A 19,665-nucleotide genomic window follows, 5' to 3' on the forward strand; every position below is an offset into this window, starting at 1 on the left:
CACCCCATGAAGAAAGTCAGTATTTTCGGGGCCACGGGCTCTATCGGGCAGAACACCATTGATCTGATCGCGCGCGCGCCCGACGCCTATGATGTCGTCGCGTTGACCGGTGCCAGCAATATCGCGCAACTGGCAGAAGATGCGCAGCGGTTGAACGCGCAGCTTGCCGTCACGGCCCATGAGCATCTGCTGGACGACCTGCGCGACGCGCTATCAGGCACGGGGGTAGAGGCCGCCGCCGGAACACAAGCCATCAACGAAGCCGCCGCACGCCCCGCCGATTGGGTCATGTCCGCCATCATCGGGGCCGCGGGTCTGGCACCGGGGGTGGAGGCGTTGAAACAAGGCGCGACGCTGGCCCTTGCGAATAAAGAGTCGTTGGTCTGCGCCGGTCAACTGATGCTGGACACAGCCGCGGCACATGAGGCCACCATGCTACCGGTCGATAGCGAACATTCCGCCGTGTTTCAGGCCCTGATCGGCGAGGATATCTCGGCGGTGGAACGGATCATCATCACCGCCAGCGGCGGGGCGTTTCGCGATTGGCCGCTGGAAAAGCTTGCCGATGCCACGCTAGAGCAGGCGTCGAGCCATCCGAACTGGGACATGGGCCAGCGCATCACCATTGACAGCGCGTCGATGTTCAACAAGGCGATGGAAGTCATTGAAACGCGTGAATATTTTCGCGTGGATCCCGACCAGATCGAGGTGTTGGTGCATCCGCAGTCGATGATCCATGCGCTGGTGGGGTTCAACGATGGTGCCTTGATGGCGCATATCGGCCCGCCCGACATGCGCCACGCCATCGGCTTTGCCCTGCATCACCCCGACCGTACCCATTTGCCGGTAGAGCGGCTGGATCTGGCAAAGATCGGCAGTTTTGACTTCCGCGCCCCCGATGACATCCGTTGGCCCGCCCTGCGCCTCGCGCGCGAGGTGATGGCGCGTGGTGGCATGGCCGGTGCGGTGTTCAACGCCGCAAAAGAGGTCGCGCTGGACGGGTTTATCGGCGGCAAGCTGCGCTTTCCCCAGATGGCAGAGATCGTCGAAGACACGATGGAAGCGCTTTTCCCTGACAATGGGGTGATCGATGCGGCCATCACACTTGATAACGTCGCACAGGTGGACCATCTGGCAAGGCAGGCCGCATGGGACGAAATAACAAAGAGGGCAGGGTAGAGTTTTGGATATTATGGCATTGATCCCGCAGTTTGGCGGGCTGATCTGGACGCTTCTGGCTTTTGTGATTGCCCTGTCGGTGATCGTCGCGATCCATGAATACGGTCATTATATCGTCGGACGCTGGTCCGGCATCCATGCCGATGTCTTCTCTCTCGGGTTTGGCCCTGTGATCTACAGCCGCTACGACAAACGCGGCACCAAGTGGCAGATCGCCGCGCTGCCCTTTGGCGGCTACGTGAAATTCGCGGGCGATGCGGATGCGGCCTCGGGCAAGGATGTGGCCGCGATGGAAGCGGCCGAGGCGGACCCCAAGCGGTTGCGGGCCACCATGCATGGTGCGCCGCTATGGGCGCGTGCGGCCACAGTCGCTGCGGGGCCGGTGTTCAACTTTGCCTTGTCCATTCTGGTCTTCGCGGCCATCGGCCTGTCGGTCGGTGTTCCGCGTGATCCGATGACCGTCGGGGAATTGCACCCGCTGCCGTTTGAACAGAATGAACTGGTGGAAGGGGACGAGATCGTCTCTATCGGCGGGGTGACCCTGCCGCCGGTGTCCGATGCCACCGCCTATGCCGATGCTTTCGCCAGCATCCCGCTGGACCAGCCGCTGCCCTATGAGGTGAACCGTGGCGGGGAGGTCGTGACCGTGGATGGGCCTTATGTCATGCCATCGCTGGTCAAGCAGGTGATGCCGCAATCGGCGGCCTATGAGGCCGGTCTGAAAAGCGGCGATGTGATCACCTCGGTTGACGGGGCAGAGATTTTCGCCTTCCGCCAGTTGAAGACCGCTGTTGAAGCGTCTGAAGGCACGCCGCTTGAACTTGATATCTGGCGCGACGGGCAAATGCTGGACATCACCCTGCGCCCCAAAGTGACGGACGAACCGCAGCCGGACGGCAGCTTTAAGTCTCAGATGCGCATTGGCATCGTGGGCGGCACCGCCTTTGACACCGCCACCACGAACCCTGGCGTGCTGACAGCGCTCTGGGGTGGGGTAGAGAACACAGGCCGGATCATCAGCGGGTCGCTGTCGGGTCTCAAGCATATGATCGTCGGCAATATCAGCACCTGTAACCTGAGCGGCCCGGTGGGGATCGCGCAAACCTCTGGCGCGATGGCGTCGCAGGGTGCGCAAAGCTTCATCTACTTTATCGCGGTGCTGTCGACGGCGGTCGGTCTGCTGAACCTCTTCCCGATTCCGGCGTTGGATGGCGGGCATCTGGTGTTCTACGCCTATGAAGCCGTGACCGGCAAACCACCCAGCGATGGCGCGTTGCGCATCCTGATGACCATTGGTCTGACCTTGTTACTGGGGTTAATGGTCTTTGCCTTGGGTAACGATTTATTTTGCCCTTAGGCGATATTTTGCCGCCTAAAGGGGGGTAAAAAGTTACAAAAGTCTTATTGCTGCCTTAATTGGTCAAACGAGCGCCGCAATCGCCTGCGATATTCGATCCAAGTTACAAAGGATACGAGTATGCAGACGTTCAAGACAAGTTATCGCGGTTTGAGCCTTTTGGTTGATCTGAACTGGGACCGCGCTTTGTACTTCGGCTTCCTGATCATCGCGCTGACCGCCGGCGCGTGGATCGGCGCATAACGCCGTTCTCTCTCCCTACCCAAGTGCCCTCCCGCACTCTATCGTGATCCAACTGGCCGTCATACACACTATATAGGTGTATGGCGGTCTCTTCGTTTTGACAAAGGCCGCTAACCTGTCTAGTCAGGACGAAAGAGTTTTTTGACAGCGGGTAGGGCAAATGATGCACAACGACAGGTGGAATAAGCCCACCGAAACAGCGGTTTTCACTCCTTTTGCGAAATCCTTGCGCAGCGCTTCTTTTTGCGTAATGTTATCAGTCGCTTGGCTGGTTCCAGCGCCACATGCTGACGCGCAAAGCTATCAATTCAACACAGTTCAGATCGACGGCAACGAACGGATCGGCGACAGCGCCATCCTAAGCCGCGCAGGAATCGCACGTGGTCGGGCGATCAGCGCGGGCGAATTGAACGATGCTTACCAGAACCTTCAGGCGTCCGGCCTGTTCGAAAGCGTCGCACTTGAACCGCGCGGCGGGACATTGGTGATCACGGTCGTAGAATTCCCCACGATCAACCGCATCAGCTTTGAAGGCAACGCGCGCATCGACGACGAAGCGCTGGCTTCGGTCGTTGATTCAGACGAACGCCGCGTCTTTAACCCGACCCAAGCCGAAAAAGACGCCAATGCCATCGCGCAGGCCTATAGCAACGACGGCCGTATCGCCGCCCGCGTCCAGCCCAAGGTCATCCGCCGCGACCAGAACCGCGTTGATCTGGTGTTTGAAGTCTTCGAAGGCGACAACGTCGAGATTGAACGCCTGAGCTTTGTCGGCAACCGCCAATATTCGGACCGTCGTCTGCGCCGCGTTCTGGGGACCAAGCAAGCGGGCCTGTTCCGCCGACTGATCAAACGCGACACTTTTGTGCCCGAACGCATCGAGGCCGACCAGCAGATGCTGCGCGATTTCTACCTGTCGCGCGGGTATGTCGACATGCGCATTTCGGCGGCGAACGCTCAGCTGACCGAAGAACGCGACGGCTATTTTGTGCAGTTCAACGTGCAAGAGGGGCAACAGTTCAAGTTCGGCGAACTGACCGTGACCTCGACCATCAACGGGGTGAACGCCGAAGATTATCGTGGCGTAATCAAGACCAAATCCGGTGCCGTCTATTCACCGTCGCTGGTCGAGACGGATATCGCCCGGATGGAACGCAAAGCCATCCGTGACGGCGTTGATTTTCTGCGGGTAGAACCGGTTGTCACGCGCAATGATCGCGACCTGACGCTGAACGTCGAATATCGTATCTCTCGTGGTCCACGTGTCTTTGTCGAACGGATCGACATCGAAGGTAACACCACCACGCTTGACCGCGTTGTACGCCGCCAGTTTGACAGCGTAGAGGGTGACCCGTTCAACCCGCGCGAGATCCGTGAAAGCGCCGAGCGCATCCGCGCCCTTGGTTATTTTGAAAGCGCCGAAGTCAATGCCCGCGAGGGGTCTTCCCCCGAGCAGGTCGTCGTCGACGTGAATGTTGTGGAACAGCCGACAGGCTCGCTCAACTTCGGTGGGTCGTTCTCGTCCAGTGACGGGATCGGCGTCGCGGTCAGCTTCGCCGAGGATAACTTCCTGGGACGCGGCCAGAAGCTCAAGCTGACGGTCAGCACGGCTGAAGATGCACAGCGCTATGGCTTCAACTTTATCGAGCCGAGCCTCTTGGGGCGTGATGTGGCGTTCGGGCTGAACCTTGATTATGCCGAAACAAGCTCGTCCTATAACTCCTTCGATACCGAACGTATCGTCTTCCAGCCGACCCTGTCGTTCCCTGTCAGCGAAAACGGACGGTTGAGCCTCAACTATACCTATGACGACCTTGAGATGTCGGAGCGGGACGATACCACAACCGGTTTTGTCGTCGCAAATGACATCGCCGCAGGCCGTCAGGTGACCTCTTCGATCGGGTATAACTACAGCTACGACACCCGCCGCGCCGGCCTTGACCCGACATCGGGTGTGCTGCTGCAATTCGGGCAGGATTTCGCAGGTCTAGGGGGGGACACCAAGTTCGTGAAAACCACCGCCAAAGCCATCGGCGAAAAGCGTATCTTCAACGAGGAAGTTACCCTGCGTGCCACCTTGCAAGGTGGGGCATTGGCATGGAGCGAAGGCAACAACCGCGTTTCCGACCGCTTCTTGATCGGCCCGTCGATCATGCGCGGCTTTGAAACCGGCGGCATCGGTCCGCGCGATCAAAGCAACGGGTCTGACGACTCCCTTGGGGGTAACCTCTTTGTGGTTGGTAGTCTTGAGGCGGAATTCCCGCTGGGCCTGCCCGAAGAGTACGGCATCAGCGGCGGCGTCTTCTATGATGTCGGCAACGTCTGGAACCTCGACGATGTAGAGATCCCTCTGGGCTCGTCTATCGTTGGTGAATCCGGTTCGTTCCGCCACGTGATCGGTGTCTCGCTCTTCTGGGATACGCCTGTTGGTCCTTTGCAGTTCAACGTCTCTAAAGCCTTGAAAAAAGAGGACTTTGACGAAGAGCAGAAGTTTGAAGTGACCCTGCGGACCGATTTCTGAGGCCGTTATGAAACTGCGGGCACTCTTGATTTGCCTTCTGCCGGTACTGCCCCTTGCGGCGGTGCCGGTTTTTGCACAACAGCAGTCTGAACGGCGGGTGGTGCAAAGCCCGATCCTGACCATCGATTCAGATCGTGTGTTCAATGAAAGCGCCTTTGGTCTGCGGGTGGCGGATGACGTGGAAACCCAAAGCGCTGAAATATCTGCCGAAAACCGCCTGATTGAAGCGGATTTGAAGGCCGAGGAGCGCAAGCTCACCGATCAGCGCAGCAAGCTCAGCCCCGAAGCCTTTAGCGGGCTGGCGGATGCCTTTGACGAAAAGGTGCAGAAAACCCGCGCGGCGCAAGCGGCAAAGGGGCGGGCGTTGAACGAATTGGTCGAGAAAGAGCGCCAGGTGTTTCTGGCCGCTGCGGGCCCTGTGTTGGAACAGATGATGCGTGAAGCCGGGGCGGCCGTGATCCTTGAACGCCGGTCGGTCTTCGTCAGCGCCAACGCCATCGACATCACCGACGAAGCCATAGAGCGGCTTGATGCGTCGGTCGGCAGCGGCAAGAACTGATCCCCCCGCTTGCCCATGGCGGCCAGAATTGGTAGCCAGCATACAGCTTTTAACAGACAGGACATGCAATGACTGACACCCTGCCAAGTGCCGATATCCAGATGATCCAGCGGATCATTCCGCACCGCTATCCCTTTTTGCTGGTCGATAAAGTGGTCGATATTCAGGGCACGCAAAGCGCTGTCGGGATTAAGAATGTCACGATGAACGAACCGCATTTTCAGGGGCATTTCCCCGGCATGCCGATTATGCCCGGCGTCACCATCGTAGAGGCGATGGCGCAGACCGCTGCGGTGATGGTTGGTGTCACGCTGGAAATGGCGGATAAGGACATGAAGGTCTATTTCATGGCCATCGACAAATGCAAATTCCGCCGCAAGGTCGTTCCTGGTGACGTCGTCCGGATGGAGCTGAACACCCTGCGCGGCAAACCCGGCGGCAAAGTCTGGAAATTTGGCGGCGTCGCGTCGGTCGAGGGTGAAATGGCGGCCGAGGTTGAATTTACTGCGATGATGGACCTGTCCTGATGGGCAACATCCACCCAAGCGCCGTGATCGAGGAAGGGGCGCAGATCGCGGCCTCTGCCAAGGTCGGCCCGTTCTGCGTCATCGGCCCTCGGGTCGTGCTGCATGACAACGTTGAGGTGAAGTCCCACGCCATCGTCACCGGCGACACCGAAGTCGGCGAAGGCACGGTGATCTTTTCCTTCGCGGTGATCGGTGAAATCCCCCAAGACCTTAAGTTCAAAGGGGAATCCAGCCGCCTTGAGATCGGGAAGCGCAACCGTATCCGCGAACATGTCACCATGAACGGCGGCACCGAAGGCGGTGGCGGCGTGACCAGGATCGGCGATGACGGGCTGTTTATGGCGGGCTGTCACATCGCCCATGACGCCATTCTTGGCGACCGGGTGATTGTGGTGAACAATGCCGCCGTCGCGGGCCACTGCATCATTGAAGACGATGTTCTGATCGGCGGGCTGGCCGGTATCCATCAATTCGTGCGCATCGGTCGCGGGGCCATCATCGGCGCTGTGACGATGGTAACAAATGACGTGATCCCCTACGGTCTGGTGCAAGCGCCCCGAGGGGTCTTGGACGGGCTTAACCTCGTCGGGCTCAAGCGTCGCGGTGTCACCCGTGCCGACATCACGGCCCTTCGCGCGGCGTTCCAGATGCTGGCGCAGGGAGAGGGGACATTCCACGACCGCGCCCGCCGTTTGGGCGAGGAAACCGGCAGCGACTACGTCCGCGAGATCGTCGACTTCGTGCTGGCCGACACGGGCCGTCACTTTCTGACACCGGGTTGATGCTGGCGCTGATCGCAGGGGGCGGCGGACTGCCTCAACGGGTGGCCGGCGCGCTGGCCGATGCGCCTTTGATCTGCGCCTACGAGGGGACGACACCGGTCGGGCTGGAGCCTGATCTGGTGTTCCGCCTTGAAACGCTTGGCACCTTGCTGGCCGAGCTGACCGCGCGCGGCGTGACGCATGTGTGTTTCTGCGGTGCCGTGGCACGGCCGTCCTTCGATCCGTCCAAGCTGGATGCGGCAACGCTGCCCTTGGTGCCGGTCTTCCAGAAAGCCCTTGCCGCGGGGGACGACGGTGCCCTGCGCGCCTTGGTCGATATTTTCCAGACAGCGGGGCTGACCGTCGTTGCCGCGCATGACCTCGCGCCCGACTTGATGGCGGCCGAAGGCGTGTTCAGCCAGCGTCAGCCGGATGCGCAGATGCGCGATGACGCCGCGCGCGGTGCTGCCTTGGTGCGCTGCCTTGCGCCGATGGATGTGGGGCAATGCTGCGTCGTCGGGCAAGGGCAGGTCATGGGGGTCGAGGCGATTGGCGGCACGGATCACCTGCTGTCGACCCTGCCTGATCGTGCGCGCGCGGCCAGCGCGGTGCTGTTTAAAGGTCCGAAGCCGGGCCAAAGCCATCTTGTCGATATGCCCACCATCGGGCCCGACACCCTGCGCCGCGCCCATGCGGCAGGGCTGGCGGGTGTCGTGATCGAGGCGGGGTCTGTCATTCTGCTGGAGCCAGACGCCTGCGTCGCCTTGGCGGATGAATTTTACCTCGTGCTATGGGCAAGGGCCGCGACATGAAGGTGTTCATCATCGCGGGCGAACCTTCGGGCGACCGTTTGGGGGGCGCGCTGATGGCAGGGCTGAAATCCCTGCGCTCCGACATCACCTTTGACGGGATCGGCGGGACGGATATGGCCGCCGAAGGGCTGACCAGCCGTTTTGATATGTCCGAACTGTCTGTCATGGGCATCGCCGAGATCCTGCCGAAATACAAATCCTTGATGGCGCGGATCAACGAGACGGCGCAGGCCGTGATTGAAGCAAGGCCCGATGTGATGATCACCATCGACAGCCCCGATTTCTCGCTCCGCGTGGCCAAGCGGGTCAAGGCGGCGTCGGATATTCGCACGGTTCATTACGTCGCGCCCACGGTCTGGGCCTGGCGTCCCGGGCGCGCGAAAAAGATGGCGCGGTATATCGATCATGTGCTTGCGCTTTTCCCCTTCGAGCCGCCCCTGATGGAGGCCGAGGGCATGGCCTGCGATTTCGTCGGCCATCCCGTAGTCGGAGAGAAGATCGCCACACACCGCGAAGCCGCTGCCTTTCGTCAAGCGCATGAGATCGGGGATGCCCCCCTGATGCTCGTCCTGCCCGGATCGCGGCGGTCAGAGGTGGCGCGTCTGTCGGATGTGTTCGGCGATGCGGTGGCCCGTTTTGCCCGGACACATCCTGATCTGCGCGTGGTCATTCCCGCCGCTGGTCCTGTGGCAGACGCGGTGATTGCGCAGACCCAGGGCTGGACGGTGCGCCCCATCGTGCTGGACCCGCGTGCGGGCAGCAGGGAGGAAGGTGCCGCGATGAAACGGGCGGCTTTTGCCGCCGCGGACGTGGCACTTGCGGCCTCTGGCACGGTGTCGCTGGAACTGGCCGCCGCATCGCTGCCGATGGTGATCGCCTACCGGATGAACTGGCTCAGCTTCCGTCTGATCAAAGCGATGGCGCTGATTGATACGGTGACTTTGGTGAACCTTGTGTCCGACACCCGCGTCGTGCCGGAGTTTCTGGGCCCCGATTGCACCGCCGATAAGATCGCTGGCGGTTTGGCGCATGTTTTTGCGCATCCCGAGGATCAAAAGGACGCGATGGCGCTGACGATGGAGAGGCTCGGCAAGGGGGGCGAGAGCCCGGGCCTGCGCGCGGCGCGGGCGGTATTGGCAAAGCTATAGGTCTAGAGACTGGCCATAGAGTAAAATGAGGGGCGCTGCCCCTCAAACTCACGACCCCATATGAGGGGCGCTGCCCCTCAAACTCCTCGGGATTTTAAACCATTTGGAAGGGGTTAGCCTTTGTGGATCCAGCCGCCGCCGAAGATGCGGGTGCTTTCGGGGTCGTAGAAGACGCAAGCCTGACCCGGCGAGATCCCTTCCTCGGGGGTGAGCAGCTCTACCGTGGCTTCGGTATCCGAGATCGGACGCAGGATCGCGTCTGTCGGAGGGCGGGTAGAGCGTACGCGCACAGCAATGGGCCATTCGCTTTGCGACATGAGCGGGGTGTCACCAAGCCAGTTAATCTCTTTCACGGGCACGGTTCGGGTGGCCAGCATTGATTTCGGCCCCACGACGACCTGCGCATTATCCGCATCAAGTTTCACCACATAAAGCGGGTCGGCCAAGCCGCCGATGCCAAGGCCACGGCGCTGCCCGATGGTGTAGTTGATCACCCCGTCATGCTGCGCCAGCACATTGCCGTCGGTGTCGACGATATTGCCGGGGTTGGCGGCTTCGGGGCGCAGTTTGCGGATCACCGAGGCGTAGTCGCCATTCGGAACAAAGCAGATATCCTGACTGTCGGGCTTGTCCGCCACGCTCAGCCCGTATTTCGCCGCCAGCGCCCGCGTGTCGTTTTTTGACGGCAGGTGGCCAAGGGGGAAACGCAGATAGTCCAACTGTTCGGGCGTGGTCGAGAACAGAAAGTAGCTTTGATCACGATTGGCATCGGCGGCGCAATGCAGTTCGGCCCCGTCGGGACCCATCTTGCGTTGGATATAGTGACCGGTCGCCATGCAATCGGCATCCAGATCCTTGGCCGTTTCCAGCAGATCCTTGAACTTCACCCGTTCGTTGCAGCGGATGCAGGGAACGGGCGTGGCCCCGCCCAGATAGCTATCGGCGAATTCGTCAATCACGGCGTCCTTGAACACGTTTTCATAATCCAAAACGTAATGCGGGAACCCCATGGATTCCGCGACACGCCGCGCGTCATGGATATCGATGCCCGCACAGCAGGCCCCTTTGCGCGCCAGTGCCGCACCGTGGTCGTAGAGCTGCAGGGTGACGCCGACGACGTCATAGCCTTCCTCGGCCAGCATGGCGGCGACCACGGAACTGTCGACACCGCCCGACATCGCCACAACGACGCGGGTGTCGGCAGGTGCTTTGGCAAAGCCCAACGAATTGAGCGGCGGGGTGCGATCAAGCGGCATGAGAATACTCCGGGAGGTTTGAGGCTTAATATAGGAAAATTAGCGGTACTCTCAAGGGGCGACTTCACGGGTCGTTAACATGCGGCGACCTAGCCTGCACCGGATCAAGAACGGGCCGTGAACAGTGGGCGCGCGTCTTATGTGTAAGGGGTGAAAAGGGGAAAACGAGTGTATTTGAAAAAGGTCGAACGACCCAGGGCGGTTACCCTGCCCGACGGGTCCAGCTTTAGCCTTGCGGATCTGCCGGATCGCAATACCCGCCGGTGGGTCGCATCGCGCAAGGCTGCGGTGGTGCGCGGTGTGTTATACGGGCTGATCACTGAGGCGGATGCGGAAGAACGCTATGGTGTGGGGCGGGCGGAATTTGTCGAATGGGTGCGCGCTGTCTCTGAACATGGGGAGGCGGCTTTGCGGGCCACAGCGCTACAAAAGTATAGACAACTTTAAGTTGCTCGCCTAACAAGTTGAGCACTATTAACGAGTGGTTAAACTATTTTGTTCACGGTGCCTTTTATACCAAATCCATTTGAGCGGAGTGAGACACATGCGAATACTGTTGGTCGAAGATGACCCAACCACCTCCAAAAGCATCGAACTGATGCTGACCCATGCCAATCTGAACACCTATACCACCGATTTGGGGGAAGAGGGCATCGATCTGGCAAAGCTCTATGACTACGATCTGATCCTGCTGGATCTGGATCTGCCGGATATGAACGGGCATGACGTCTTGCGCCAATTACGGCTGAGCAAGATCCAGACGCCGATCCTGATCCTCTCCGGCTCTGACGACACAGAAAACAAGATCAAGGGGTTCGGCTTTGGTGCTGATGACTATCTGACCAAACCTTTCCACCGCGAAGAACTGGTGGCGCGGATCCATGCGATCATCCGGCGGTCCAAGGGCCATTCGCAATCGGTGATCAACGTCGGGCGCGTGTCGGTCAATCTGGACGCCAAGTCGGTGACCGTGGGGGATAAGCCCGTGCATCTGACCGGAAAGGAATACCAGATGTTCGAACTGCTGAGCCTGCGCAAAGGGTCGACCCTGACGAAAGAGATGTTCCTGAACCATCTTTACGGCGGCATGGATGAACCCGAGCTCAAGATTATCGATGTTTTCATCTGCAAATTGCGTAAAAAGCTTAGCAATGCCACGGGTGGCGAGAATTACATCGAGACGGTCTGGGGCCGGGGCTATGTACTGCGCGATCCGGCCACCATGGGCTACCCCGAACAGGAAAGATTGGCCGTCGGCGGCTAGCCACAAAGGCAAGGGAAATATTCTAGACGCGGGGGAGTTCCCTGCGTATCTAGACCCCAGTTGAAACAGCAGGCTGGGGCTTACCGTGACTGATAAAACCGCACTTCAGGAGCTTTCCGAAGAGGAGGCCAAAGCCGAATTGGCGCGGTTGGCTGACCTGTTGGGGCGGGCGAATGCGGCCTATCACACGCAGGACGCGCCCGACCTGTCAGACGCGGAATATGATCGCCTGAAACGTCGCAATCAGGCGATCGAGGAACGGTTTCCCGGCCTCAAACGCGCTGATAGCCCCAGCGACAAGGTCGGTGCCGCCCCGGCGGAAGGGTTCGGCAAGGTCCGGCATGACGTGGCGATGCTGTCCTTGGGCAATGCCTTCGAGGATGAGGATGTTGTCGATTTCGATGCGCGCATCCGCAAATATCTGGGGCTGCCAAGCGGCACGCCGCTGGCCTTCACCGCAGAGCCCAAGATTGACGGGCTGTCGCTGTCGCTGCGCTATGAAAACGGGGATCTGGTGCAGGCCGCGACCCGTGGGGATGGTGCCGTCGGGGAAAACGTCACCGCCAATGCGCGCACGATTGATACCATTCCGACGCGGATCGAGGGCGCACCGGCGCTGCTTGAGGTGCGAGGCGAAGTCTATATGCGCCACGACGATTTTGATGCGCTGAACGCCCGACAGACGGCCAATGGCGGCAAGACCTTTGCTAATCCGCGCAACGCCGCCGCCGGATCCTTGCGCCAGCTGGATCCCGAGATTACCCGCGCACGGCCGCTGGCGTTTTTCGCCTATGCCTGGGGGGCCTTGTCCGCGCCTCTGGCCGAAACGCAGTTTCAAGCGATAGAGCGGCTTAAGGCATTCGGGTTTGACACCAACCCGTTGACGACGCTCTGCGATGGTCCGCAAGAGATGATCGCGCATTACCGTAAGATCGAAGAGCAACGCGCGACGCTTGGCTATGATATCGACGGCGTCGTCTACAAGGTGAACGATCTGGCGTTGCAAGACCGGCTTGGCTTTCGCTCAACCACCCCCCGTTGGGCAATTGCGCATAAATTCCCTGCAGAACTAGCCTGGACCCGGCTGGAGGATATCACCATTCAGGTCGGCCGCACCGGCGCGCTGTCGCCGGTGGCGCGGTTGAAGCCGGTGACCGTGGGGGGCGTCGTTGTCTCGAATGCGACGCTCCATAACGAGGATTATATCAAAGGGCTCGACAGTAAGGGGGCCCGTATCCGCGACGGCAAGGATATCCGCGTCGGCGACTGGGTGCAGGTCTACCGTGCGGGGGACGTGATCCCCAAGATCGCGGATGTGGACCTTGGCAAGCGACCCGAGGACGCTAGAGCCTATGTCTATCCAACGACATGCCCGGAATGTGGCAGCGACGCCATCCGCGAGGAAGGTGACGCGGTGCGTCGCTGTACGGGGGGTTTGATCTGTCCTGCCCAAGCGGTTGAAAAGCTGAAACATTTCGTATCACGCGCGGCTTTTGATATTGACGGTCTGGGCGCGAAACAGGTCGAGCAATTCTATGCCGATGGCTGGATCGCGGAACCGGCGGATATCTTCACGCTAAAGGCGCGATATGGCAGCGGCATGCAGCAGCTCAAGAACCGCGAGGGCTGGGGCGAGAAATCTGCCGATAAACTGTTTCAGGCCATTGAGGATAAACGCAAAATTCCCCTGTCGCGGCTGATTTTTGCGCTTGGCATCCGCCATGTTGGCGAAGCGGCGTCGAACCTGATCGCGCAGCATTACGGCAGCTGGACCGCGTTCGAGGCTGCAATGGGCCATGCAAAATCCGGGGTTGGCCCCGCCTGGGACGATCTGATCGGTGTGGACGGCATCGGTCAGGTCATGGCGCAAAGCTTGGTAAGCACCTTTGCCCAAGAGGCCGAACGTGCCTCGATCGACCGGCTGGTAACGGAACTGTCGGTGCAGGATGTGGCGCGCCCTGATACCGAAGGGTCCCCCGTGGCGGGAAAAACCGTGGTCTTCACCGGTACGCTTGAAAAAATGACCCGCGCCGAGGCGAAGGCGCGCGCCGAACGTTTGGGTGCCAAGGTCTCTGGCTCGGTCAGTGCGAAAACCGATATTCTGGTCGCGGGGCCGGGGGCTGGCTCCAAGGCCAAGAAAGCGGCGGATCTGGGCATTCAGACATTGGACGAGGACGGCTGGCTTGCGCTGATCGACGGCGCATGACGGGCCGGCCCGAGGCGCTTTTCCCCCTCTTTGCCAAGCTCGAAACGCTGGAAGGGGTCGGGCCGAAGACCGCGCAGAACTTTGCCCAGCTTGGGGTGATGGCCCCGCGGGACCTGTTGTTTACGCTGCCGTATTCCGGCATCGACCGACGGCTGCAGCCCAGTGTGAAGGATGCGATCCTGCCCGCCACTGTTACCGTGGCGGTCACCGTTGGCGCGCATCGGGCCCCTGCAAACAAGGGCGGGGCCTACCGTATTCATGTCGAAGACAGCGCCACCGCCTTTCAGGTGGTCTTCTTTCACGCGCGCGGGGATTATTGGAAACGACAGATGCCCGAAGGGTCACGGCGCGTGGTGTCGGGGCGGGTAGAGCTCTTTGACGGCATCCCCCAGATGGTGCACCCGGATTTCGTCGTGCCCGAGGCCGAGGCGGGCGATATTCCGACGTTTGAACCGGTCTATCCGCTGACCAGCGGGATCACGCAAAAGCTGATGTATAAGGCCACGCGGGCCGCATTGTCGCGGGTGCCAGAGGTCGGCGAATGGATTGATCCCAATCAGAAAAACCAAGAGAACTGGCCAGACTTTCCAGATGCGCTGCAACAGGCGCATGCCCCGAACGACATGGCTGACCTTTCTGCCGCGGTGCCAGCGCGGGCGCGGCTGGCCTATGATGAATTGCTCGCCCATCAACTGACGCTTGCCCTTGCGCGCGCCAAGGACCGGCGGAAGGCGGGGCGCAAGACGGTTGGGGATGGCCACCTGCAGCAGCGCGTGCTTGGCGCATTGCCCTACGCGCCCACCGGTGCACAGACCCGCGCCATCGCCGAGATTGCAAAGGACATGGCCAGCGGGGCGCGGATGAACCGCTTGCTGCAGGGGGATGTGGGCGCGGGCAAAACGCTGGTCGCCTTCATGGCATTGTTGCGGGCGGTCGAGGCAGGCGGGCAGGGCGTGCTGATGGCCCCGACAGAAATCCTGGCGCGTCAACATCTTGAAGGCTTGCGCCCCCTGGCCGAACAAGCGGGTGTGGTGCTTGAGCTTTTGACCGGACGCGACAAAGGGCCCGAACGGCGCGCCAAGCTGAGCGCGCTGGAAAGCGGCGCGATCCAGATCCTTGTGGGCACCCATGCGGTGTTTCAGGCCGATGTCGCCTTTGGCGATCTGCGCCTTGCGGTGGTGGATGAACAGCACCGTTTTGGGGTGCGCCAGCGGCTTGAGCTTGGCAAAAAAGGGCAGGCCGTCGATGTTTTGGTCATGACCGCGACGCCGATCCCGCGGTCGCTGGCCCTTGCGCAATATGGCGATATGGACGTGTCTGTGCTGGATGAAAAGCCGCCCGGGCGCAAACCCATCCGCACCGCCCTGATTGCCACCGACCGGATGGAGGAGGTCGTAACCCGTTTGCGCGCCGCCATCAGCGAAGGGCGGCAATGCTATTGGGTGTGCCCGCTGGTCGAAGAAAGCGAGGTCAGCGATCTAATCGCCGCAGAAGCGCGGTTCAAACACCTGCGTGCGGCATTGGGCGAAGGCGTGGTCGGGCTGGTCCATGGGCAGATGCCGCCCGCCGATAAAGACGCGGCCATGCGTGCCTTTCAGCAAGGGCAGACCAAGCTGCTGGTCGCCACCACGGTGATCGAGGTGGGCGTCGACGTGCCGAACGCCAGCATCATCGTGATCGAGCGCGCCGAAAGCTTCGGGCTGGCACAGCTGCACCAGCTGCGCGGGCGCGTGGGACGGGGGCAGGCGGCCTCTACCTGCTTGCTGATGTATCAAGCCCCGCTCAGCGAAAGCGGCCGCCAACGGCTGGAGGTTTTGCGCGAAAGCGAGGATGGGTTTGTGATCGCCGAGACGGACCTGAAGATGCGCGGGACCGGTGATCTGATCGGCACGGCGCAATCCGGCGTACCGCGGTTTCGGGTGGCGGATCTGGAGAAACAGGCGGCTTTGATGCAGGTCGCCCAATCGGATGCGCGCGCCTTGCTGGCTGTGGACCCTGATCTGACCACCCCGCGCGGCAAAGCCGCCCGGTTGCTGTTGTGGCTGATGCGCCAGGACGAAGCGATCCGTTTGATATCAGTGGGTTAGCAATTTAATCCCATTTTGTTCTCTTTTGTTCTCATAAAGTTCTTTACACAGGGGCTTGAAAATGAGAACAAATAGGCAACGAAAACGGGAGAACGCACATGACCACGATCCTTACAGTCAAAGCCATTGCCAAACGGTCGAAAGACACGCTGTTGCAAGATGCCGCAGGGGCGGCTGCCTTGGTTGTCATCCTCGTGGTCGGTCTGCACCTTCCCGCCTTCGTTTGACTTCTGCCTGCGTAAACCGTGTTGTTTTGATCTAGCCCGCGCATCTGTCCCAAACTCTATGCGTTGGCGAAGTCCGCAATACCTTCGTCCCTGTGCCCGAGTTGTCCCCTCTGTCACGGATCAAAACGAGCCTTCACGGTCACCGCACCCTTACGCCGCCATCCTGCCCGGATGTGCGGCGTTTTTTTGCAGGCGTTCGCGGGGGGCGTTCGCCGCTGGAGGCATCGCTGCCGCGGCGCTATTTGCACAAATCGCAGCGGAACGGGCCTAGCCGTTTTGCGCAACCTCTTGGGTCCGTTCCATCGCTTCGGCCAAAGCCTCTATCGTCAGCAGGATGGACGCATGACGGTTTTTGTAGGCCACCGCGGGGGTTAACACCTCGAACCCGTCAAAGGGGGCGTCGGGCACGGGGCCTTGGCCTTTCAACATCGCTTTCAACTGATCCCGCGCCGTCTGGATCTGATCCAACGTGGCACCAACTGCCGCCGCACCGGCCACAGCGGCAGAAGCCTGACCCAAGGCGCAGGCCTTCACATCCTGACCCATCTGCGCCAGCTTGCCATCTTCGACCACGACATCGACCGTGACGGTGGACCCACATAGGGGCGAGCGCCGCGTGACGCTGGCATCGGGATTTTCCAAACGCCCCAGATGCGGGATGTCAGCCGCAAGCCCCAAAATCCGCGCCGAGTATAGCTTGATCAGGTCTGTCTCGTCACTCATGGCTGTTCCTCTGTGTCGTTAACCCTTACATAAGCCTTCACGCGGATGATGCAAAAACAAACTGAAGGCACGGCGATGGACTTTGACACCAGCACATTGAAATTCAACGAAGCAGGGCTGATCCCCGCGATTGCGCAGGATGCGACCACGGGCGAGGTGTTGATGATGGCGTGGATGAACGCGCAGGCCGTCACCCAAACGCTGGAAACCGGCCGCGTCACCTATTGGAGCCGCTCTCGTCAGTCGTTCTGGATCAAGGGCGAAACCAGCGGCCACGTGCAAGAGCTGGTCGAGCTGCGCATCGACTGTGACCGCGATTGCCTGCTGGTGAAGGTGAACCAGACGGGGGCGGCCTGTCACACGGGACGGCGAAGCTGCTTTTACACGCTGGTCGAGGATGGTGCCGAACGTATCACGCTTGACGTAATGCATGATGAATAGGCGCTAAAGCCCTATCATTGCACGTATATCTTGTGGTGACGCGCCTTCTCTCCGGTACAAGGAGATTGCGCGCGCGTCATCGCGTTTGGCCAGCCGTTTGCCATTTTCATCACGGATCAGATCGTGGTGGAAATAGCGCGGGGGTTTGTGGCCCAGCAGATCCAGCAGCAACACTTGCACCTGAGTGAAGTCAAACAGGTCCACGCCGCGCACCACATGGGTGATCCCCTCGCGGATATCGTCGATGGCAGAGGCAAGGAAGTAGGCGGCGGTCTGGATGTCTTTGCGCCCCACCACGATATCACCGATCTTCGTCAAAAGGGCTGCGTGATCAAGGGGATGCGGGCCGGTGTGTAGCGGTCCGTCCTCGACAAAGCCCAACCCGTCTGACGCCTGCGCAAGCGCGCGGTCCATATGCAGGCGGATGGCGTCATTCGGTCCGCGGTCGTCCATACTGCGCGTTTTGCAGGTCTGCGGATAGACGCTGTGCGGTGCCCCTTCCTGCGGCGCGGCGAGTGCGGCGGCAATATCTTTGCGGCTACAACGGCAGGGATAGGTCAATCCACGTGAAGAAAGCGCCTCAACACTTTGATTATACACATCAAGGTTTTCGGATTGCATCAGAGGCGGTGCATCCCACGTGATGCCCAGCCACGCCAGATCGTCCAACGCTTGGCGCATGTATTCGGGCTTTGATCGCTCCAGATCCGTGTCCTCGAACCGCAGGAAAAAGCTGCCGCCTTGCGCGCGCGCCATATCATGGGCCACCAGCGCCGAATAGGCGTGACCCAGATGCAGCGGCCCGGTGGGCGACGGCGCGAACCGGGTGCGAAAACTCATGCTGCGGGCGTGGTGCCGTCCAACCAGCCCTGCCAGTCTGTCTTGGCGCGGTCGGTGTAGGCTTTATAGCGATCCTTGCGGCCGCGACGGCCAGATTTCAGCCCGTCGACCGGTGGGAACAGGCCAAAGTTGACGTTCATCGGCTGGAAGGTTTTCGCATCCGCGCCGCCGGTGATATGGGTGATCAAGGCACCGGTCGCAGTGGTTGGCGGCGGCGGGGTGGCCGCTTCGCCCTTGATCTCGGCCACGGCCAGACGCCCGGCAAGCAGCCCCATCGCAGCGCTTTCCACATAGCCTTCGACACCGGTGATCTGCCCGGCAAACCGCACGTTCGGCTGGCTGCGCAGACGCATCTGATCGTCCAACAGCGTGGGCGAGTTCAGGAAGGTATTGCGGTGGATACCGCCGAGCCGCGCGAAGGAGGCATTTTCAAGCCCCGGAATCATCCGCAGCACCTCTGTCTGGGCCCCGTATTTCATCTTTGTCTGGAAGCCGACGATATTATACAACGTGCCCAACTTGTTATCGCGGCGCAGTTGCACCACGGCATAGGGTTTGTTGTCGGGATCATGGGGGTTGGTCAGGCCGACGGGCTTCATCGGGCCAAAGCGCAGAGTTTCGCGCCCGCGTTCGGCCATGACCTCGATCGGGAGGCAGCCGTCGAAGTAGCCCGCCGTCTCGCCTTCCTTGAATTCTGTCTTGTCCGCGGCCAGCAGCGCGTCGATGAACGCCTCGTATTGATCCTTGGTCATCGGGCAGTTGAGGTAGGCGGTACGCTCTTCCTCGGTCTCGCCCTTGTCATAGCGCGATTGCATCCACGCTTTGCTCATATCGATGCTGTCATGGTAGATGATCGGCGCGATCGCGTCGAAAAAGGCCAGTGCCTCGGCACCGGTTTCGGCGGCAATGGACTGCGCCAGATCGCCCGAGGTCAGCGGGCCGGTCGCGATGATCCAGTGACCCTCGCGCGGCAGATCGGTGATCTCGCCATATTCGACAGAGATATTCGGGTGCGCCATCAGCGCGTCTGTCACCGATTGCGCGAAGGGATCACGGTCCACCGCCAAGGCACCGCCGGCGGGCAGGCGGTGTTTCTCGGCGGTTGCCATGATCAGCCCGTTGGCGGCACGCATCTCCCAATGCAGCAGGCCCACGGCGTTCTGTTCGTTATCATCCGAGCGGAAGGAGTTGGAGCAGACCATTTCCCCCAGCAGCCCCGTCTGATGCGCGAAGGTGCCGACCTTGGGCCGCATTTCATGGAGCACAACCTGAATGCCCGCGTTCGCCGCCTGCCAGGCGGCCTCTGATCCGGCCATGCCGCCGCCGATGATATGGAGTGTATGTGTCATGCCAGCGATGTAGGGCAGGGGCTGGCGCGGTGCAATAGCCAGCGGTGCCTGTCGCGAAACGCGTGCCCGCCGCCCATTGGGCTGTCAAACACATCAACTGAATGGGAAGGGGGTTTTTTGGGGTCGCCGCTGCGGGAACGGTCGGTCAGTGAGAGGCTGACCTGG

At 60.7% G+C, this 19,665-nt stretch carries 19 protein-coding genes; 15 read left to right on the forward strand and 4 right to left on the reverse strand.

Features of this window, described 5'->3' with window-relative positions; genetic code table 11:
• The first annotated feature begins 6 nt into the window (after window positions 1-6).
• The 9 genes from dxr to lpxB all read left to right on the forward strand — a co-directional run bounded on the left by dxr (window position 7) and on the right by lpxB (window position 9,107).
• A complete protein-coding gene (gene dxr / locus ACTRWK_RS10605; protein WP_289081130.1) occupies window positions 7-1,179 on the forward strand; it encodes a 1-deoxy-D-xylulose-5-phosphate reductoisomerase in 1,173 nt (390 codons plus the stop codon).
• Between the two features lie 4 nt (window positions 1,180-1,183).
• Window positions 1,184-2,536, forward strand: coding sequence for an RIP metalloprotease RseP (gene rseP, locus ACTRWK_RS10610; protein WP_462843923.1), 1,353 nt, complete (start codon window positions 1,184-1,186; stop codon window positions 2,534-2,536).
• Between the two features lie 120 nt (window positions 2,537-2,656).
• Window positions 2,657-2,779, forward strand: coding sequence for a hypothetical protein (locus ACTRWK_RS10615; protein WP_005853414.1), 123 nt, complete (start codon window positions 2,657-2,659; stop codon window positions 2,777-2,779).
• A 250-nt stretch (window positions 2,780-3,029) separates the two neighbouring features.
• Window positions 3,030-5,300: an outer membrane protein assembly factor BamA gene (gene bamA / locus ACTRWK_RS10620; RefSeq protein WP_037966504.1), complete on the forward strand. Its 2,271-nt coding sequence runs from the start codon at window positions 3,030-3,032 to the stop codon at window positions 5,298-5,300.
• 7 nt (window positions 5,301-5,307) lie between these two features.
• Complete coding sequence (locus ACTRWK_RS10625; RefSeq protein ID WP_132996636.1) at window positions 5,308-5,859, forward strand: OmpH/Skp family outer membrane protein; 552 nt, start codon at window positions 5,308-5,310, stop codon at window positions 5,857-5,859.
• A gap of 68 nt (window positions 5,860-5,927) precedes the next feature.
• Window positions 5,928-6,386, forward strand: a complete 459-nt coding sequence (gene fabZ, locus ACTRWK_RS10630; protein ID WP_005853421.1) for a 3-hydroxyacyl-ACP dehydratase FabZ — start codon at window positions 5,928-5,930, stop codon at window positions 6,384-6,386.
• Window positions 6,386-7,168 (forward strand): acyl-ACP--UDP-N-acetylglucosamine O-acyltransferase, encoded by a 783-nt coding sequence (lpxA, locus tag ACTRWK_RS10635; RefSeq protein WP_005853423.1) that lies wholly within the window; start codon window positions 6,386-6,388, stop codon window positions 7,166-7,168. The genes fabZ and lpxA overlap by 1 nt, the downstream gene beginning before the upstream one ends.
• A complete protein-coding gene (locus tag ACTRWK_RS10640) occupies window positions 7,168-7,959 on the forward strand; it encodes an LpxI family protein (protein WP_037944232.1) in 792 nt (263 codons plus the stop codon). Before lpxA ends, ACTRWK_RS10640 begins: the two co-directional genes overlap by 1 nt.
• Window positions 7,956-9,107: a lipid-A-disaccharide synthase gene (gene lpxB, locus ACTRWK_RS10645; RefSeq protein ID WP_037945017.1), complete on the forward strand. Its 1,152-nt coding sequence runs from the start codon at window positions 7,956-7,958 to the stop codon at window positions 9,105-9,107. Before ACTRWK_RS10640 ends, lpxB begins: the two co-directional genes overlap by 4 nt.
• A gap of 113 nt (window positions 9,108-9,220) precedes the next feature.
• On the opposite strand, the gene mnmA is transcribed toward lpxB, so the two are convergent.
• A complete protein-coding gene (gene mnmA, locus ACTRWK_RS10650) occupies window positions 9,221-10,363 on the reverse strand; it encodes a tRNA 2-thiouridine(34) synthase MnmA (RefSeq protein WP_005853429.1) in 1,143 nt (380 codons plus the stop codon).
• Between the two features lie 168 nt (window positions 10,364-10,531).
• Here mnmA and sciP point away from each other — a divergent pair, with 168 nt between their 5' ends.
• The 5 genes from sciP (at window position 10,532) to ACTRWK_RS10675 (ending at window position 16,147) form a co-directional block, all read left to right on the forward strand.
• Complete coding sequence (gene sciP / locus ACTRWK_RS10655) at window positions 10,532-10,810, forward strand: CtrA inhibitor SciP (protein ID WP_037944233.1); 279 nt, start codon at window positions 10,532-10,534, stop codon at window positions 10,808-10,810.
• 97 nt (window positions 10,811-10,907) lie between these two features.
• Window positions 10,908-11,627, forward strand: coding sequence for a response regulator transcription factor CtrA (gene ctrA / locus ACTRWK_RS10660; protein ID WP_005853432.1), 720 nt, complete (start codon window positions 10,908-10,910; stop codon window positions 11,625-11,627).
• A gap of 85 nt (window positions 11,628-11,712) precedes the next feature.
• Window positions 11,713-13,833, forward strand: a complete 2,121-nt coding sequence (gene ligA / locus ACTRWK_RS10665; RefSeq protein ID WP_289081127.1) for an NAD-dependent DNA ligase LigA — start codon at window positions 11,713-11,715, stop codon at window positions 13,831-13,833.
• On the forward strand, window positions 13,830-15,920 hold the full coding sequence (recG, locus tag ACTRWK_RS10670; RefSeq protein WP_289081126.1) for an ATP-dependent DNA helicase RecG: 2,091 nt from the start codon (window positions 13,830-13,832) through the stop codon (window positions 15,918-15,920). Before ligA ends, recG begins: the two co-directional genes overlap by 4 nt.
• Window positions 15,921-16,018: 98 nt before the next feature.
• Window positions 16,019-16,147 carry a hypothetical protein gene (locus tag ACTRWK_RS10675; RefSeq protein ID WP_005853439.1) on the forward strand — a complete coding sequence of 43 codons (129 nt, stop codon included), beginning with the start codon at window positions 16,019-16,021 and terminating at the stop codon, window positions 16,145-16,147.
• A gap of 267 nt (window positions 16,148-16,414) precedes the next feature.
• Here ACTRWK_RS10675 and ACTRWK_RS10680 read toward each other — a convergent pair whose 3' ends face one another.
• The gene (locus ACTRWK_RS10680; RefSeq protein WP_289081125.1) at window positions 16,415-16,870 is read right to left on the reverse strand and encodes an iron-sulfur cluster assembly scaffold protein; all 456 of its coding nucleotides are present in this window, start codon (window positions 16,868-16,870) and stop codon (window positions 16,415-16,417) included.
• Between the two features lie 75 nt (window positions 16,871-16,945).
• Here ACTRWK_RS10680 and hisI point away from each other — a divergent pair, with 75 nt between their 5' ends.
• Window positions 16,946-17,311, forward strand: coding sequence for a phosphoribosyl-AMP cyclohydrolase (hisI, locus tag ACTRWK_RS10685; protein ID WP_289081124.1), 366 nt, complete (start codon window positions 16,946-16,948; stop codon window positions 17,309-17,311).
• 3 nt (window positions 17,312-17,314) lie between these two features.
• On the opposite strand, the gene gluQRS is transcribed toward hisI, so the two are convergent.
• Together gluQRS and trmFO are read right to left on the reverse strand one after the other, a co-directional pair.
• A complete protein-coding gene (gluQRS, locus tag ACTRWK_RS10690) occupies window positions 17,315-18,151 on the reverse strand; it encodes a tRNA glutamyl-Q(34) synthetase GluQRS (RefSeq protein WP_289081123.1) in 837 nt (278 codons plus the stop codon).
• Window positions 18,148-19,500: a methylenetetrahydrofolate--tRNA-(uracil(54)-C(5))-methyltransferase (FADH(2)-oxidizing) TrmFO gene (gene trmFO / locus ACTRWK_RS10695; RefSeq protein ID WP_289081122.1), complete on the reverse strand. Its 1,353-nt coding sequence runs from the start codon at window positions 19,498-19,500 to the stop codon at window positions 18,148-18,150. Before trmFO ends, gluQRS begins: the two co-directional genes overlap by 4 nt.
• Between the last annotated feature and the right edge of the window lie 165 nt (window positions 19,501-19,665).

It is taken from the genome of Sulfitobacter sp. G5_S2_6_S6, assembly GCF_054968505.1.